At 39.5% G+C, this 18,310-nt stretch carries 17 protein-coding genes; 8 read left to right on the top strand and 9 right to left on the bottom strand.

Annotated features, from left to right (window positions below):
* Positions 1–8: 8 nt before the first annotated feature.
* The 9 genes from tssC to GTK47_RS08110 all read right to left on the bottom strand — a co-directional run bounded on the left by tssC (position 9) and on the right by GTK47_RS08110 (position 10,528).
* Positions 9–1,556, bottom strand: a complete 1,548-nt coding sequence (gene tssC, locus GTK47_RS08070; RefSeq protein WP_165122696.1) for a type VI secretion system contractile sheath large subunit — start codon at positions 1,554–1,556, stop codon at positions 9–11.
* 23 nt (positions 1,557–1,579) lie between these two features.
* Entirely contained in the window at positions 1,580–2,077 is a 498-nt protein-coding gene (gene tssB / locus GTK47_RS08075; RefSeq protein WP_165122697.1) for a type VI secretion system contractile sheath small subunit, read from the bottom strand.
* Between the two features lie 888 nt (positions 2,078–2,965).
* On the bottom strand, positions 2,966–3,547 hold the full coding sequence (locus GTK47_RS08080) for a DJ-1/PfpI family protein (protein ID WP_165122698.1): 582 nt from the start codon (positions 3,545–3,547) through the stop codon (positions 2,966–2,968).
* A gap of 5 nt (positions 3,548–3,552) precedes the next feature.
* Positions 3,553–4,194 carry a bifunctional 4-hydroxy-2-oxoglutarate aldolase/2-dehydro-3-deoxy-phosphogluconate aldolase gene (locus GTK47_RS08085; RefSeq protein ID WP_165122699.1) on the bottom strand — a complete coding sequence of 214 codons (642 nt, stop codon included), beginning with the start codon at positions 4,192–4,194 and terminating at the stop codon, positions 3,553–3,555.
* The gene (locus GTK47_RS08090) at positions 4,175–5,146 is read right to left on the bottom strand and encodes a sugar kinase (RefSeq protein ID WP_165122700.1); all 972 of its coding nucleotides are present in this window, start codon (positions 5,144–5,146) and stop codon (positions 4,175–4,177) included. Before GTK47_RS08090 ends, GTK47_RS08085 begins: the two co-directional genes overlap by 20 nt.
* Positions 5,143–5,997: a tagatose bisphosphate family class II aldolase gene (locus GTK47_RS08095; protein WP_165122701.1), complete on the bottom strand. Its 855-nt coding sequence runs from the start codon at positions 5,995–5,997 to the stop codon at positions 5,143–5,145. Before GTK47_RS08095 ends, GTK47_RS08090 begins: the two co-directional genes overlap by 4 nt.
* A gap of 114 nt (positions 5,998–6,111) precedes the next feature.
* The gene (locus GTK47_RS08100) at positions 6,112–7,587 is read right to left on the bottom strand and encodes a DUF2264 domain-containing protein (protein ID WP_165122702.1); all 1,476 of its coding nucleotides are present in this window, start codon (positions 7,585–7,587) and stop codon (positions 6,112–6,114) included.
* A gap of 54 nt (positions 7,588–7,641) precedes the next feature.
* Positions 7,642–9,252: a sulfatase-like hydrolase/transferase gene (locus GTK47_RS08105; RefSeq protein ID WP_165122703.1), complete on the bottom strand. Its 1,611-nt coding sequence runs from the start codon at positions 9,250–9,252 to the stop codon at positions 7,642–7,644.
* Between the two features lie 40 nt (positions 9,253–9,292).
* Positions 9,293–10,528 (bottom strand): anaerobic sulfatase maturase, encoded by a 1,236-nt coding sequence (locus tag GTK47_RS08110; RefSeq protein WP_165122704.1) that lies wholly within the window; start codon positions 10,526–10,528, stop codon positions 9,293–9,295.
* Between the two features lie 535 nt (positions 10,529–11,063).
* Between GTK47_RS08110 and agaR the strand changes: the two genes are divergently transcribed.
* The 8 genes from agaR (at position 11,064) to nagA (ending at position 18,295) form a co-directional block, all read left to right on the top strand.
* Positions 11,064–11,843 carry a transcriptional repressor AgaR gene (gene agaR, locus GTK47_RS08115; protein ID WP_036912386.1) on the top strand — a complete coding sequence of 260 codons (780 nt, stop codon included), beginning with the start codon at positions 11,064–11,066 and terminating at the stop codon, positions 11,841–11,843.
* A gap of 53 nt (positions 11,844–11,896) precedes the next feature.
* A complete protein-coding gene (gene kbaZ / locus GTK47_RS08120; protein WP_165122705.1) occupies positions 11,897–13,177 on the top strand; it encodes a tagatose-bisphosphate aldolase subunit KbaZ in 1,281 nt (426 codons plus the stop codon).
* A gap of 12 nt (positions 13,178–13,189) precedes the next feature.
* Positions 13,190–14,380 (top strand): SIS domain-containing protein, encoded by a 1,191-nt coding sequence (locus GTK47_RS08125; RefSeq protein WP_165122706.1) that lies wholly within the window; start codon positions 13,190–13,192, stop codon positions 14,378–14,380.
* 24 nt (positions 14,381–14,404) lie between these two features.
* Positions 14,405–14,899, top strand: coding sequence for a PTS N-acetylgalactosamine transporter subunit IIB (gene agaV / locus GTK47_RS08130; protein ID WP_165122707.1), 495 nt, complete (start codon positions 14,405–14,407; stop codon positions 14,897–14,899).
* Between the two features lie 48 nt (positions 14,900–14,947).
* Positions 14,948–15,715 carry a PTS N-acetylgalactosamine transporter subunit IIC gene (gene agaW, locus GTK47_RS08135; protein ID WP_165122708.1) on the top strand — a complete coding sequence of 256 codons (768 nt, stop codon included), beginning with the start codon at positions 14,948–14,950 and terminating at the stop codon, positions 15,713–15,715.
* On the top strand, positions 15,705–16,595 hold the full coding sequence (locus GTK47_RS08140; protein ID WP_072063421.1) for a PTS system mannose/fructose/sorbose family transporter subunit IID: 891 nt from the start codon (positions 15,705–15,707) through the stop codon (positions 16,593–16,595). Before agaW ends, GTK47_RS08140 begins: the two co-directional genes overlap by 11 nt.
* Positions 16,596–16,694: 99 nt before the next feature.
* Positions 16,695–17,129 (top strand): PTS galactosamine/N-acetylgalactosamine transporter subunit IIA, encoded by a 435-nt coding sequence (gene agaF / locus GTK47_RS08145; protein ID WP_165122709.1) that lies wholly within the window; start codon positions 16,695–16,697, stop codon positions 17,127–17,129.
* On the top strand, positions 17,126–18,295 hold the full coding sequence (gene nagA / locus GTK47_RS08150; RefSeq protein ID WP_165122710.1) for an N-acetylglucosamine-6-phosphate deacetylase: 1,170 nt from the start codon (positions 17,126–17,128) through the stop codon (positions 18,293–18,295). The genes agaF and nagA overlap by 4 nt, the downstream gene beginning before the upstream one ends.
* Positions 18,296–18,310 lie beyond the last annotated feature (15 nt).

The raw sequence follows: 18,310 nt of genomic DNA on the forward strand, positions 1-18,310 counted from the left end.
GCATCACCTTATGCTTTCGCTTTTGGCATTTGAGATACTAACGAGAGATCCACATCCATTCCTTCCACTTGGAAGTGCGGAACGGCGTACAGTTTCACTCTGAAAAAGCCTGGATTATCTTCAATATCTTCCACAACCACTTTGGCGTCACGAAGTGGGTGAGAAGCTTGTAAATCATCACTTGGATCTGTCATTTCAGTAACTAAACTACGAACCCAATTATTTAATTCGAGCTCTAATAAGCGACGATCTTTTGTGGTACCGATATTTTCACGCTGAATTAATTTCAGATAATGAGCAATTCGTGAAAGGAGGAAAATATAAGGTAAGCGTGCATTGATACGGCTATTAGCGGTTGCATCAGCCGTTTCATAAATAGCGGGTTTTTGTGCTGAATTTGCAGAGAAGAAACAAGAGTAATCACGATTTTTATAGTAAGACAACGGAATAAAACCGAGGTTGGCAAATTCAAATTCTCGTGTTTCAGGGATCATGACTTCAGATGGAATTTTGACCTGACTTCCTGTTCCTAAATCATAAAGATGAATAGGTAAATCTTTTACAGCGCCGCCAGCTTGAGGGCCGCGAATTTGTACGCACCAACCATTATTAATAAAGCTTTTAACCATATTGGCAGCAAAAGCAAAGGTCGCATTTGTCCACAAATATTTCTCATGGTCTGGGCCTTTTACTTCTTCAATATAGTTAAAACTGCGTACAGGAACAGTTTCTGGGCCATAAGGAAGACGACCTAAAACGCGAGGCATTGTTAAACCAATATAGCGGGCATCGTCAGAATCGCGGAAAGATTTCCATTTGATATATTCAGCACGGTCAAAGTAGTTGCTGATGTCTTTAATGGCAGCGACTTCTTCCATAGAGTCTTTACCAAAAAATGCAGGGCCAACCGAGCCAACAAATGGCATGTGAGCAGATGCTGATATTTTTGCAATATTGCGTAACAGTGCAATGTCTTGAGGGCTACGATCAAACTCATAATTAGAGATGATTGCCGCAATAGGTTCACCACCAGGGGTGTCATATTCTTCAATATAAGTGTGGTGATAAAGACCACTTTGAATAGTTTCTGGACAATCTTCGAAATCTTGTCGTAAATCGTTTTTAGCGATATCTAGAAGTTCAATTTTTACATTTTGGCGAAAATCAGTGCGATCAACTAAGAATTTTAATCCGCGCCATGCTGATTCAATTTTTTGAAATTCCTCGTGATGCATAACTTCATCAAGTTGTTCACTAATTTGTCTGTCTAAATCAGCGATATGATGATCGAGTAGATTTCTATCTAAGCGTTCAACTTTTTGACCTGAAGATTTTAATCGGTCGAGAAAAACTTGAACAGCAACAGTAACGCGTTCATTTGCTGTTGTATCTGCCAGAGCACTATTGTCTTGGAAGATATTAATATCACTCACCTGAGAAACAGGTGTGAGGTTGATTTTCTCAAAGAGAGAGGCATAAACACCGCTATTGGCGGGTTCATCAAGTACAGTTGTTGTACTCTTTGAAATACTTTCGCTATTCACTGACATAAGCATGATCCTGTAATGATAAAACCCAATTAGTCTTTTTTCGGTGCGAGTTGAGATAACTCTTCGCGTAATTCATCACTTAATTCAGGATCTTTAAGGATATTTTCGAGTTCACGGCGAAAAGTGATGTTATCAAGAAGGTTAGATTTCAAATCACGTAAGAGATTACGCATTGCCAGCATGGCGCGTAGCTGAGGAATTTGGCGAGCAACTTGTTCTGGTTCAAAGTCTGTCATCTCTTTAAACGACAGATTGATGCTTTCCTCACTGCCATCATTAGCTAATGTGTTTTTTACAGTAAGGTTGACGGAAGGGGAAAACTCAGTAAGAACGCTGTTGAAGTTATTTTTATTAATGTTGATCTTTTCTCTTTCTGAAAGAACGCGTTTATCCTTTCCGTTGCTGTAATCACCAATGGCCAATAGTTTTAAAGGCAACTCAACTTTTTTCTGTGCACCACCTGTATGTAAGTCGAGTTTTATATTTACCCGTGCTTTAGGAACTTCATTTTGAAAACTATCTGACATAATAAAATCCTTGTATTAAACGAATAAAGGATCTCTTGAGAGTGGGAATATTAAGTAATTCCACCACCAAGAAATTTACCTTAAGGTATACTTCCTTATATTAAATAAAATTAAATAAATCAATTTATCTTAATGTTTTTAAGAGGTATCTCTAAAATTAAAATGAAATAGAAAGAAAGGACATTAAAGATTACTGGAGATATATTCCAAATAATAATCATAACTTGATGTTTATTTTATATATTATTTAATATATCAATGTTGCGTTGCTATATTGAGTCGTTTTGGTTAAATTTATCAGTATGTATATGTAGTAAAACTACTTATTGATAACATTAATTATAATAAATTAATGTTACTTTGTTTGTGTGCGGATAATAAAAAAAGGAAATAAAGAAATAGAAATGAAGAGAGTGAATTAAAATAAGCGTAATATTTTGTACTTATTATTTTATAATGATTAATACTTATTTTATTAAGTATGAATAACTAGAGTGAAAGATTTTTACTTGTACTATTATTAAAATATATAGATCTAGAATTGTTACTGTTTTATCTGTTTTTTTATAATAAATAACTATTTTTATAAACATAAATTAAAATTATTCATTTAATTTTTTATTTCTGATTTATAAAATTAAAAATAATTTATCAATCTTATTATGAAGGTATTTTCTACTGCTAAGTGAAACAAAATAAGTGTTAATAATCTTTTTTTGATGAATTAATGTACAGTTTTTTTTATGTATACATAGAGAGTACATAGAGAGAAAGAAGCAGAGAATAATTAATGACTAGATTAGTGTTTTTAGTGTGATAGACAATGGCTTTAATAGTTATAAAAAGGGGAGTTAATCCCCTTTATATCGTTAATAATAATTAATTTAGCTATTTTAGGTAGTCTAACGGCCAGTGTTTGAAATAAATATGATTAGCTTGCCAGTCTACTTTTTCTGTATTGTCGCTTAATAAGTGACGAGCCACGGTAAAGGCAAATTCAAAACTCACACCTAACCCTTTTGCACTGATAAATTTACCATCAACAACAACATCTTGATCAAGATAATGACCATCGTCATATTTATCGGCCAATTTATCACCAGTGCTGTAATTACGACCTTCAAGAAGATGATGAGCCGCTAATACTTTTGCTCCAGAAGAGCATAACGCACAAATATATTTATCTTCGGCAATATGGCGTTTGATAAATTGAATAACTTGCTCGTTAGCGCATAAACGATCTGTGCCTTTAGGACCACCCGGCATCATTATTGCGTCATAACTGTGTGTCAGTTTTTCAGTTAATAGAAAATCAGCACTGATTTTAGTTTCAAAATACGTATTTAATACCAAGGTATCCATGCAAGAAAGCACATCAACATGAATATCAAGACGGCGCATGATATCAATAAAAACAACAGCTTCACCTTCTTCAAATCCATCAGCTAATAAAACGGCAACCTGTTTCATTTTATTTATCCCTTCTGTGTTTTTAGTAATGAGTGGATATTCTGAATATGATTAACAATGGTTTCTTTATCTTGTTTATCAATCGTATCTGCTGTGGCAATCCAACTTCCTCCACAAGCAACAACTTGTGGAATAGCAAGGTAATCACTCACGTTATTTAAACTAATTCCACCCGTTGGCATAAATTGCGCTTGAGCATAAGGTGATGCTAATGCTTTTAGCATTTTTACTCCGCCAGAGGCTTCAGCGGGGAAGAATTTAAGTAAGGTTAAGCCTTTTTCAAGAGCAACCTCTATTTGGCTCGGATTGTTAATACCCGGCACAATATCAATGCCGTTATTGAGGCAGTAATCAACTGTACTTGGGTTATAACCCGGAGAGATAACGAAGCTTGCTCCAGCTTCTTTTGCCATGTCCGCTTGCTGTGCGGTTAATACTGTTCCTGCACATAAAATAAGTTCAGGAAAGTGTTCATGCATTAGCTTAATCGCTTTAACTGCCGCAGGAGTACGAAAGGTAATTTCGGCAACAGGTAGTTGATTTTGGGTTAGAATTTCACCTAGCCAGATTGCATCTTCAGCGCGATTAATTTGGATCACGGGGATCACTTTCAGTGATGAAAGAGTATCAACAATTGACTGTGTCATGGTTATCCTTGATTAGTGTGTAGAATGAATCAGTAATTTCATGAGGAATGATGGCTCCGTGGTGTTGGATAACGAGTCCTGCTAAGGTGTTTCCCCATAAACAGCACGTTGCTAAGGTGTGATTTTGTAGCCAAGCGGCAATAAACGCGGCATTAAAAGAGTCACCAGCAGCGGTGGTATCAACAACAGAATCAATGGGTTTTGGTGAAATGTAGCCTTTGGTTTCACCTTCAGACCAAAATGCACCTTTAGCTCCCAATTTGACAATGACACTCTGATTGCCCCATTGATGAAGGCGTTGTGTTATTTCTTGTTCAGTCAAAATAGGTTTTTGCCAAAGCATTTGTTCATCATCGCCTGTAACTAAAGCGATATCGCTAAGTCTGTACAATTTTTCAAACCACTCTTGTGCATGAGGTATTGAATCCCATAAGCGAGGTCGATAATTTGAATCTACAATTAAGGTGATCCCACGCTGTTTAAGGTGAGTTAATTGCATGAGTAAAGCTTCTTTCCCTTCTGACGTTAAAATAGCAAGAGAAATTCCGCTGAGATAAATCACACTATTATCAGGAAGTGCATTGAGATGCGCTGCAAAGCGGTTATCAGTCGCAATATAACGTGCCGCTGCATCATTACGCCAATAGTGGAAACTACGCTCACCATCAACATCAATTTCAATGGCATATAAACCAGGAAGTTTTTCGGGAATAGTAATAAGGGATTGGCAGTTAATTCCTTCGTTTTTCCACGCTTTTTGCATTAAGGCACTGTATGTATCAGTGCCTAAACCGGTAATATAGCGAGGATGTAATGAAGGGATTAATCGTGATAAATATAGTGCTGTATTTAACGTATCACCGCCAAAACGCTGTTGTTGCGGTAAAAAAGGTTGACCACTAAGCTCTATCATACATTCGCCAATAATGGCGACAGCTCTATTTGTTTTCACAGTTTCCCATCACTTTTACAGACACGAATTTTATCTGCAACCACGGCTTTCATTGCGGCTTTACCCGGTACAAGGTAATGACGAGGATCACTTGCATCAGGGTTATCCAAGAAGTACTGCTTGATTGCGTTAGAGAAAGCTATTTTCAGTTCAGTTGCGACGTTAACTTTGCAAATACCCAAGTCAATACAACGGCGCACATCTGCATCAGGAATACCGGACGCACCATGAAGCACTAAAGGGATGTCTGTTTTTTGACGAATAATTTTTAAGCGATCAAAGTCGAGATGAGGTTCATGTTTGTACATGCCATGTGCTGTACCGATTGCAACAGCTAATGAGTCAATTCCTGTTGCTTTTATAAATTGTACTGCTGAATCAGGATCGGTGAATAAGGCATCTTTTGTATCAACGATAAGGTCATCTTCCTGTCCTCCAAGACGACCTAATTCAGCTTCTACAGTGCAATCCCAATGATGGCAGAAATTGACAACTTCTTTGACGATGCGAATATTTTCTTCGAAATGAAAATGAGAGGCATCGATCATAGCGGATCGCACACCAGAAATGACTTTATGACAGATATCAGGAATATCTTCATGGTGATCTAAATGTAGGGCAACAGGGATACGATATTGTTCTGCGGCTTGCTGACAAATAGAGATCAAATAATCACTACCAGCATAAGCAAACGTGCTTGGTGTACCAGCTAAGATAACAGGTGATGCCATTTCAGCAGCCGTTTCCATCACAACTTGAATAGTTTCCAAGTTATGAATATTAAAAGCAGGCACAGCATAATTTTCACGCTGTGCTTTATTGAGCATATTACGAGTAGAAACCAGATACATGTTTGCCTCTCATCTTTCGTTTAATTACGAATCATAATAAACGAAAGAAATAGAAAGGTAAAAGATCTAAATCACATTTTTATTGCCTTCGCACTGAAAGCAAATGAAAGGTAATTAGAAAAAATGAGCCATTTTAGAGCTATAACTGGTGATCCCTTTGCGTAATAAGTTGTTTTTCGGTCGTCTTGACTGTCCTATCACGGTTTCAGCGACTTTTTGTGCTAAGGTCTGTTTTTCTAAACGGCGAGTTAACGGTGTTTGTTTTTCCGTATAATCTTCACAAAAAATGACACTCACTTCTTGTGTTGCTTTCACTCCAGTTACTAAAGCGTGGATAGATGGAATTTCGAAACGAAAGTTATCTTTTTCGATAGGCAAAGGAAGTGAAGGCGTTTGCCATAAATTGATACGATCAGCACAATAAAGCGCGATAATCACGGCGCGTAATGACCAAAAACTACTGGCAGGGCCACTGTAGTTATCAACCAAACGAGGATCGTGAGTAAATAAGCCTTGAGTAGGGGCGCCATTTTTTAATGCACCTTGAGAAATGAAATAACGTAGACTACTTTCAAAAGCGCGTTTTGCCTCGCCTACTTTTACTGAAGGACAGTGTAAATCGACACCTGCTAATAATGGAGCAGAAACCGCAAGGCGATAGCAGGCACTACGACCAAAAAAAGGAATACCTTTTGGCGTCATAAAATAAAGGTAGTGCTGATTAAAGGTATTAAGTGATTGAGAAATAAATGTCGTATCAAATTGAGGATCAATCTGCGCTAGCCAATACAACGAATAGTAAAACCCCCACGCATTGTAGTAATCATAATTACCTTTTGCACCATCACGAAACCATCCATCACCAACATAAAACTCTTTTAATCGTTCATAGCGCCAATGAGTAATTGTGTCTTTTCCTGTGAGTGCTTTAATCACAAATTGGACGGTAAGAGGAAAGAAATGCCAGTTATTGTCGACAATCTTGCAGTGATTAACTTGTTCGAACCAAGCAATAATTTGTTGTTGTGTTGCGGGTGTTAATGTATCCCATACCCATTCACGGCTTATCCAAAGAGTAAGCGCTAAATCAGATGCTTCACAAATTCGTTGATCGTAATCTTCAAGTTTCCCCCAATATCCTTTATGAAGTGGATCAGTACCATGGATAAAGCTTTGTTTGATCATTAAAGGTAGATTGAAAGCTTGCTGATTTAATCCCATCAACGTACTTTTTTTGCTACTAACAGTCCATGCAGCAAGTAGAGGAAGTACTCTGCTAACACCTTCAAGAGCATCCGTTCTTGCCGTTTGTTGCCCTGGACTTCCGGGATAATAAGCATGAGAGTAGCCCCAGACTTGGTAATGATGAAAAGCCTGTGTGACATACTGTGTCAGCATTTCGCATAAAGAGAAAAGCGACTGGTTTTCATCATTAAAAAAGTCAGTGATCGTTTTATCATAGCGACGATAAGCAGATTTTCTGACTAATCGTCGAATGATATTCTCCTTAAATAAGCGTTGGTAGATTTCTACATTTGGGTGCTCATAAGGGAGTTTAGGACGTGCTGAAGATGCAATTTCAATAGCCATTTTCGTATCTCAGAAAAAAGACGCATCCTTGCGAAACAAAACGGAAGTTGAATATTAAGGTTTTGCAGAATCCACCAGTATTTGATAGTGATCTTGTCCCCAAAGAACAGGCTTTGGCTTATCCTTGATCCACTGGTAATAGGCATTTTTTAGCTCTGTCACTTTTTGTGGATTTTTTTTGGCAAGATCGATTGATTCAGCCGGATCACTTTTATCGTTAAAAAGTTGAGGCTGATTTTTTCCATCATCATAAAAATAGAGTGCCCATTCGCCGTCACGTACAGCCCAAGCACCTTTAGATAGTTTTTCTAAATTAGGGTTAGAGGGAGGAGTTTTACGTTGGTAGGTTATCCATTGATGATATCCGTGCCAAAACTCTTGGTTTTCTTCACTGTAATGTTTAGTACCGGGGCCGGCCCAATAAAGATAGTTGTGAGGGGATTTTGTTGTTTCACCTTTAAGTAAAGGCATGATGTTTTTCCCTTCAACTTTTAGATTGTCGGGAATAGCAATGCCTGCTGTTTGTAATGCAGTCGGTAAAATATCAAGTGCAGAGATCATCTCATCACTTTTCATTCCGGCTGGAATAGTACCGGGCTGATAAGCAATAAAAGGTACTCTAACGCCACCATTAAACATTTGCCCTTTAAAGCCTCTATCCATCGCATTCATTGGCATTGGCGATTCATTAACTGCACCATTATCTGATAAGAAAAAGATCAGCGTGTTTTCTAACTCACCGTTTTCTTTTAACTTTGCAATAATTTGACCAATTCCTTCATCGGCTGCATTTAAGGCTGCGAAGTATTTGTCTGCTTCAACATTACCAGTATCAAATTTCTCCATATATTTAGCGGGTGAAGCTTGTTCTAGCGGAATATGAGGAACACTGTAGGAAAGATTAATGAAGAAAGGTTTATCTTTATGTTCGTCAATAAATTTTAATGTTTCATCTGTTAAAAGATGCGTGGTATAGCCCGGAGCTGGGACATTGACACCATTACGCCAAAAAGCAGGCGAATTCCATAAAGCTACACCTGATGCATAATAACTAAAGTCATAATCGAAACCACGCTCATGAGGAGCATAACCTGCTTCTGGTGTTGAAATCATGTTGTCGTGATAATCGCGAGTTTGTTTACTTTCATTAATTTTCGGTTTGCGAATAACTTTTGCATTATGCCATTTACCGATACTGGCGGTGGCATAGCCATTTTCTTGGAAAAGTGAAGGTAATAGTTTGATATCTTGGGGAATACCTAAAATGGCATCGTCATTACTGTAAGTACCAAAGCTTGCTGGAGAACGTCCAGTAAAGATACCAGCTCGGGAAGGACCACAAACAGGATGGGCAACAAAGGCATTGGTCATTTTAGCGCCATTTGCGGCCATTTCACTGACATTGGGCATAGCAATGCGCGCTGCTTCTACCATATTATTGATATCGCCTTCATAACGTGGCGGTGTGGATCTTTGCGCTAATACATCAACATCTAAGGTATCCAGTACAAAATCAAGTTGTCCTGTGCCTAAATCATCCATCACTATTAGTAAAATATTCGGCTTTTCAGGTGTACCACCTGCATTGGCCGATATTGGGAGGCTTAAACACGACGTGGCAATCAGCCCAGCGAGTAAGCTTTTTTTAACAGAAGGTAAGATCACGGATTGTCTCCAGAATAAACAAGATAAAATAAAAAAAGAGTTATTTTAGGTAATTTTTTTTCATTGCAGGAAGTGCGTCACTAGCTAGGCCTCCGCGTGAAATAGCTTGTTGCATTAATTGCATGCCTATCGCGGTATGGTGAAATATTTTTTTATAAGAGCGACATAGGTAGTTATGGCGATGTTTTTCGCCTTCAATAGCAATAATGCGATGTTTAGGGCAACCGCCATAACATAAGCTTTGCACTTCACACTGTTTGCAAAGGCTAGTTTGTTTATCATATTTATTTTGACCAAAGCGCTGTTGCTGTTTTGATGTGGCTAAATGAGCAAGGCTATTTTGATGAATATTGCCCAAATTATTGGCGGGATAAACATAGTGATCACAAGAGTAAACATCACCATTGGCTTCAATGATCAATGCCTGACCACAGGTTTTAGATTGAATACAGGTTGATGCGGGATAACCCATCCATGTGCCTAATAAACTATCAAATAAGCGGATATATATTTTCCCGATATCACCTTGCCGTACCCATTCATCAAATACTTCAGCCATAAATTGCCCATAGCCTTCAGCAGGAACAGAAAATGGCGCTAATTGTGCATTGGGGCCCGGCGCATAATGTCCTCCGTGAGTATGAGTAAAGCGTCTATCGACTTCGACAATGGGAATAAATTGAAAGAAAGTGGAACCTAATTCTTTTAAGGCTTGATAAGTTTCTTTTCCTTTATTCCAGTTTTGGTCATTAACGACAGTGAGTGTGTTAAATTCGACTCCATATTCATTGAGTAACTTAATTGCACGTTTTACTCGTTCAAAAGTAGGGCTTCCATTGACCGAAATACGATATTTATCGTGAACAGCTTCAATACCATCAATTGAAACGCCTAATAGAAAGTGATTATCAGCAAAGAATTGCGCCCACTGGCGATTAATGGCGATTGCATTAGTTTGTACACTATTTGTAATCGTTTTGCCGTTAGCAAATTGCTTTTGGTATTTGACTACTTTTTCAAAGAAGGCTAGCCCCGCAAGCGTTGGCTCTCCACCCTGCCAAGAGAAATCAACCTGATCGCCACCGTGTGATTGAATATAATCTTTAATATAACGACGCAGCACACCATCAGGCATGACTATATGACCAGCCTCTTTTTCTTCATCTTGAAAAATATTTTCTTTTTCCAGATAAAAGCAGTATTCACACTTAATATTACAGTGGTAGCTTGTAGGTTTTGCCATCATATGAAAATAAGCAGGTTGATTTAATGCCATTAGTCATTTCCTGAGTTTCTTTTTTATCCTGTTACATTACGTAAAATTTATCAAAACAAAAGAGATTAAAATCACAAATACAAAACATCGAAAGTAATTGAAAGTTATTTTCGAAAGATTAGAGTATGAATTTTCGATTCCAGTACTTTCGGTTTGATACTATTTCAGGGTTTATTGACTATTTGAGCTATTTATCTTGATTTGTTTTTCGAAAATAAATGAATGCAATGAAGTTTTACTCTGCATTTTCTGATATGTAGCTGTGTTAAATCTATATTATTGTGTTTTATATAGCGATATATGGTGTAATCATAAGTATAGGGTTGCGTTATATCATTTTATTTATTGGAAACTGGTGGCCTCAAGGCTATTATTGAAGCTACACGAAAATAATCGTAAGCAATCGACGGTGATTCGAAACTTTGTGAAAGAGATCAAAAGTTTTGTTTTTTTGCATTGTCGGTAAAAATTGGCGTAGTAAACTACATTCGAAACCAATCGAAAGAAAGTCTTTTGGTTTCGTAAGGAGACGAAAGTGAAAGCGGCAGTTGAGAGGCGTATGGAAATCCTCGATATGGTAAACCAACAAGGTAAAGCCAGAGTCGAAGATCTCGCTGAATTATTTAAAGTCTCAAGTGTCACTATCCGCAGCGATCTAAGTTTTCTTGAGAAAAATGGTTATATCGTTCGCTCTCATGGTGCAGCAATTCCTAATACAGGATTTATTGCCGAATTGAGTATCCACGAAAAACGTGGGCAAAACGCGGGCATAAAAACATTAATCGGGAAAGCTGCCGCAACGCTGATAAAGGATGGAGACACCGTCATTCTTGACTCGGGGACAACTACTCGCGAAATCGCGACACATTTAAAGTCGCGCGAAAATGTAGTGGTCATGACTAACGGTCTGGATGTCGCAATGGAGTTAGCAAATACCTCAGGTGTGGAAGTATTAATGACCGGTGGTGTATTGCGAAAAAGTGCGTTGTCTTTTTCAGGCTCACAAGCTGAAAATAGCCTTAGAAATTACCGGTTTGATAAGGTTTTTCTGGGGGTTGACGGATTCGATTTACGCGTTGGTATTACCACACACAATGAACAGGAAGCTAGTCTTAACCGTTTAATGTGTGATATCTCAGAAACGATTATTGCGGTTGCAGATTCTACGAAATTCAGTAAACGCAGCTGTCATATGATCAGAGAATTTGGTGATATTGATATATTAGTGACCGATTCAGGTATCCCTGAAGAATATATTCAGGAACTGAAAGATCACAAAATCGAAGTGATTATCGTCGACGATAAGGCATCGTAATTTGCTAACTCCATTAGCAACACCGCCGGTGTTGATTATGGAGTTAGTATTTAATGCATCCTTTAGAAAAGATTGTTCAGCAACACAAATCAGGCAAACAGAATGGCATTTATTCTGTTTGTTCTGCCCACCCTTTAGTAATAGAAGCAGCTCTATTACAAGCGCTGGATAATGATTCCTTTCTGCTAATTGAGGCCACCTCTAATCAGGTTGATCAGTTTGGTGGTTATACGGGAATGACTCCCGCTGACTTCTACCAATATGTCATTGAACAAGCTGAAAATGTGGGTTTTCCTATCGAGAAACTTATTCTTGGTGGTGACCATTTAGGGCCTAATCGTTGGCAACATCTTAACGCTGAAGAAGCGATGGCAAATGCAGATGTGTTGATTGCACATTATGTTGCCGCGGGCTTTAAAAAAATTCATCTCGATTGCAGCATGTCTTGTGCTGATGATCCCATTCCTTTAACGGATGAAATTGTGGCATCTCGTGCAGCACGCCTTGCTGTAATTGCAGAAAAAACAGCAAAAGAGACATTCGGCACAAGTGATATTGTTTATGTTGTTGGTACAGAAGTTCCCGTTCCGGGCGGTGCCGCTGAAGAACTTGATACTGTTGAAGTGACTTCACCTGATGCTGCTCGTAAAACATTAGAGTGCCATCGCCAAGCTTTTCAAAATGTGGGCGTTGGTGATTGTTGGGAACGCGTTATTGGTCTGGTTGTTCAACCTGGCGTTGAGTTTGATCATACGGGTATCATTGATTATCAATCAGAAGAAGCACAAGCATTAAGCCAAGTGGTAAATGATTATTCTCATCTTGTTTTCGAAGCACACTCTACGGATTATCAAACTAAAGAAGCTTATAAACAGCTAGTTAATGATCACTTTGCGATTTTAAAAGTAGGGCCTGCATTAACCTTTGCAATGCGTGAGGGTTTATACGCGCTTTGCTCCATTGAAGAAACATTATTCCCTCAAGAACAGTGCTCCAAATTACGTGAAAAAATGGAGCAACTGATGTGCCGTGAACCGGGTTTTTGGCAAAAATACTATCATGGTGATGAGCGTCAACAAGCCTTTGCTCGAGTATATAGTTTTAGTGATCGTATTCGCTATTACTGGCCTGATGCTGAGATTAATGCCGCTATCGACACATTAATGGATAACTTATCCGTCAAACCAATTCCATTACCGCTACTGAGCCAATATCTGCCTTATCAATTCACCCAATTTAGAGAAGGCATGATTGACGGATCGCCTGAATCTTTTGTTATTGCGAAAATTCGTGATGTGTTATCGGTGTATGCCGATGCGTGCTATGTCCATTAATTGAGGGAAACCATGGAATATTTAAGTTATCAAACCGCTCAATTAGAGCAACTAAATGCATTTTGGACTGCGAAAGAAATTGAGCAACAACCAGAATGTTGGAAGAAAACATGGCAATCAGTAAAAGAAAAACGTGCTGATATTGAAACCTTTCTAAATAAAGCGCTGGCAGTACCTCATGCGCGAATTATTTTAACTGGTGCAGGTACGTCTGCATTTGCTGGGAAAGCATTGGCTCCCATTTTAAGTGGCCATACAAAACGTCGCGTCGATGCGATTGCAACAACCGATTTAGTGGCTGATCCACAAGAGTATTTAGCAGAAGACATCCCTACGTTATTGATTTCTTTTGCTCGTTCAGGAAATAGTCCTGAAAGTGTGGCTGCATTAGATGTTGCAACGGAATGCCTATCACAGTGTTATCACTTGGTGCTGACATGTAATGCAAATGGCAAGCTTTATGAATATTGTCAAAATAACAGCAGTGCATTGGCGTTATTGATGCCTGAAGAGTCGAATGACCGTTCTTTAGCGATGACCTCTAGTTTTTCATCCATGATGATGGCGGCGGTGACCCTCTTTTTAGGTGATAACGTATTTAGTGAATCAATCGCCCCGTTCTTTAGTGACTATAAAGCGCAGTTTGATAAAGCTAACCAGGTTATTCGTGATAAATACGCAGGGAAATTTAAACGGGTTATTTATCTTGGAAGCGGTGGATTACAAGGTTTAGCACAGGAAGCTGCGTTGAAAATGTTAGAGCTTACAGCGGGTAAAGTGGTTGCGAGCTTTGATACTCCATTAGGCTTTCGACATGGGCCTAAGTCTATCGTAAATAAAGAAACTTTAGTGGTGATGTTTTTCTCTAATGATCCTTATACACGTCAATATGAGACTGACTTATTACGAGAGGTTATTCACGATAATGCATCAGGCAAGGTGATCGCGATCACCGCACGAAATGATAAAGCTTTTTCGCCTGAGAGTTTTGTTTATATTCCTGCGTTAGAGAACTGTTCTGATGTGGCGCTATTGTTCCCTTACTTGATGTTGGCGCAATCATTCGCATTTCACAGTTCCATTGCACTAGGGAATACGCCTGATAACCCGTCTCCGACAGGAGAAATCAACCGTGTTGTACAAGGCGTCACAATTTATCCGTTCTCACACAAAAAAGACGACACACAGTCTGCTTTAAATTAATAAAATATAATAAGAGAGCTAATTATGAACACACCGAACATTGTCTGGACCCGCATTGATGAACGTTTACTCCATGGTCAAATCCGCATTACATGGGGTAAACATACAGAAGCAAATCTGATTTTAGTGGCTAATGATGATGCAGCAGAAGGCCCTAATGCCGCATTTATGCAAGCAGGAATGAAAGCGTCAGCGGGTGGTGAATACGCTGTTCGTTTCTTCTCTATTCAAAAAACAATTGATGTGATTAGTAAAGCATCTCCTCGTCAGAAAATTTTTGTTTTGTGTAATACCCCGAAAGATGTTGCCCGTTTAGTGGAAGGTGGTGTGCCTATTACTCACTGTAATGTTGGCAATATGCATTTTCATGAAGGGAAACGCCAGATTGCGAAAACCGTATCAGTTAATGATGCCGATATTGATGCATTTAAAAGTCTCGTCGCAAATGGGGTCACTTGCACCATTCAAAACACTCCCGATCAGACACCCGTTGATGTGTTAGCGCTCGCATCAGCCTGATAATTTCCTGAATAAAAAAACCTGCATTAGCAGGTTTGAGGATTATTTATGATTTTTGAAGCTTCTTTAGTGGCTTTATGGGCCTTCTTTTGCGGTATAGATAAGTATGACGTTGCATTAAATATTCACAGACCATTAATTACGGGGCCTGTTGTTGGCCTAATTATGGGGGATATGCAAGTTGGATTAATTGCAGGGGCAACGTTAGAACTTGCGTGGTTAGGATTGGTTCCTAACGCAGGCGCTCAACCACCTGATGTGACTTTAGGTACGATTGCAGCGGTTGCTTTTGCAGTAATGACAAAACAATCACCTGAAGTTGCCATGGGAATTGGTATGCCAATTGCGGTGTTAATGCAAATGCTCGTGATTGGTTTCTTTGCCATGACTGCTTTCACAATGGGGAAAGCGGATAGATATGCGGAAAGAGCGGATGCAGCCGGAGTTTCTCGGCTACTTATTATCACAATTACAGTACGTTCATTACTCTATGCTTTAGTTGCCTTTGTGACGGTCTACTTTGGTGAACATGCGGCTCAATGGATTGATGATAATACCCCAAAAGTGTTGCTTGAAGGCTTAGGCATCGGAGCGAAAATGGTTCCTGCTATTGGTTTCGCAATGTTGTTGAAAATCATGTGGTCAAAAGAAGTTGCAGGTGTGTTCTTCATTGGTTTCGTGATGACAACCTATCTAAAACTCCCAATTATGGCAGTCGCTATTTTAGGCGCATCAGCCGCTGCGCTTTACTTCTTCTTTAGTGGTAACAACAAAAATACAAGTCAGCAGAATGAGGATTTCGAAGATGGTATCTGATAATAGCACCGCATTGAAAACGCAGGATAAAACAGAAACGGGTTCTTTGATTGATGGCATTGATGAGTATCAAGATACCACGGTCAGAAAAGTTATCACTAAAGGCGACCTTTGGAAGTGTGCATTCCGTGGTTTATTTATGGAAGGTAACTTTAACTTTGAACGTATGCAAGGTGGTGGATTTGCCTTCTCGATTATTCCAGCATTAAAGAAAATTCATGGGAATAATAAGCGCGACTATGCAACATCACTAAAAAACCATCTGCAATTTTTTAATGCCAGTCCTAAGCTGTTTACCTTTTTATTGGGTACAGCCGTTGCAATGGAAGAAAATAAAGAAAAACCATCGACTGTTAACGTTATGAAAGTTGCGGGAATGGGGCCAACAGGGGGGATCGGTGACGCTATCGACCATATGACCTTGATGCCACTGACATTGGCATTAGGCGCATCTATTGCAATGGAAGGTTCGATTGCGGGGCCTTTTGTTTTCTTCTTCTTGTATCAAATTGTTCACTTTTTAGTGTATTTCGGGCTGATGTTTATGGGCTATCGCGCAGGAACGGCTGCGATGGTCAATATGAGTGATGCCACCGAAAAGCTAGCTAAAGCTGCCAATATTATGGGTATCTTTGTTATCGGTGCGCTGAGTGCAACTTTTATCAAGGTGCAAACCACCGCCTCGCTGGAGCTGGGGGGTAAGGTGGTTGAATTACAAACCGCGCTCTTTGATAAAATCATGCCGAACTTGTTACCTCTGTGCTTGGTTTTCCTTATGTACAAAATGGTAAAAAGCACCGGTTTTTGGGGTAAGCCTCCGGTATTGATTTTCTCAACTCTTGCATTTGGCGTTGTCGGTCACGTATTAGGGTTCTTATAACAGAAAGCCTTTATCGCCGTCGTTATTGTCAATCGAAATACATTATTAACTTGCTATAAACGGGCAGGAGAGGTTTCTGCTGCCCGCAAGGAGTCACTCATGATAGGTATTATTGTTTCAGGACATCTTAATTTTGCCTCTGGTATGGCATCAGCCGTCAAAGCGATTGCTGGCGAGCAAGAAGATATCGCATTTATCGATTTTGTTGAGTCAATTTCTCCTGATGAACTTGAAGAAAAAATGCGTGAAGCGATTAATTCAATGTCATGTCAGCAATATCTATTCCTAACAGATTTACCTGGTGGAACCCCTTGTAATCGTGCAATGGCCATTATGATGCAAAATCCTGCCGTTGAAGTATTAGCGGGTGTGAATCTACCGATGATTGTTAATGCGGCTTTCGAACGAGAAGGGTGTTCAACATCAGAGTTAGTGCAAATATTACGCGAAATAGGTCAAGACAGTATTCAAGATATTCGTGAGCAATTGGCACAAATAGATAGCAATGATGTTGAAGAAGAAGACGGTTTATGAGTCAGCAATATGCCATTTTAGCCGATCGAACTTTTACACCAGAAGGTATTCGTTATCTTTGCTATGTCCGTGTTAAAGACGATGTGATTGAGTCAATCACCACGCAAGCACCAACAGATTGCCCCATTATTCGCCTAAAAGGGAAATCGTTATTACCCGGGTTTGTGGATATTCATATTCATGGCCGTGAAGGTGCCGATGTCATGGATGCGACTCAACAAGGGTTACAAACCATTGCTGATGCTTTAGTGAAAACGGGTGTGGTTGCTTGGGTTGGTACAACAGTAACAGCACCTATGGATGATATCCGCCAAGCATTATCACAAGTACGTGAGTTTTTATCGAAGCCACAAACGTCTGGTGCACAGTTACTTGGGAGCTTTTTAGAAGGGCCTTATTTTACTGAGCGCCATAGAGGCTCTCATCCTGTGAAATATCTAAAAGCACCCACGATATCAGAGCTAGAAACATTGCTTGAAAGTGCGGGGGACACATTATTGCGTGTCGCTGTTGCGCCGGAAGCACAAGGTTCGATGGAGGCGATTGATTGGTTGGTCAATCGAGGCATTAAACCTAGTGTGGCGCATACAGCGGCAACTTATGAACAAACATCAGATGCATTTTTACGTGGAGCTGATTGTGGCGTGCATTTGTATAACGGAATGACGGGACTTCATCATCGCGAACCGGGATGTTGTGGTGCCGTGTTGTATCACAATGTATTGGCGGAATTGATTGCAGATGGCATTCATGTTCATCCCGTTATGATGCAATTAGCGTATCGCATGAAAGGTTACCAACAACTCGCTTTAATTACAGATTGCATGCGTGCTGGGGGATTACCTGACGGTGATTACACGCTAGGCGCTCAAACAGTTAGCGTCTCCCAAGGTCAGGCAAAAACAGCAGATGGTTCTTTGGCTGGGAGTACATGTAGCTTAGACAGTGCATTAAGAAATATGGTGCAACTAGCACATGTTCCTGAATGGGAAGCAGTACAAATGGCGAGTGCGATCCCAGCTGAGTATCTCGGTATCGGCGACAAATTGGGTTATATCAAAGTTGGGCGACAAGCCAGCTTTGCTGTGGTGGATGAATGTTTTCATCTCACCGATACATTCATCAGAGGAAATCATATTTACTCTGTATCCGGGGAAAATGTGTAGCTTTTCAGTTATGCA

It is taken from the genome of Proteus sp. ZN5 (assembly GCF_011046025.1).
Classification (GTDB): domain Bacteria; phylum Pseudomonadota; class Gammaproteobacteria; order Enterobacterales; family Enterobacteriaceae; genus Proteus.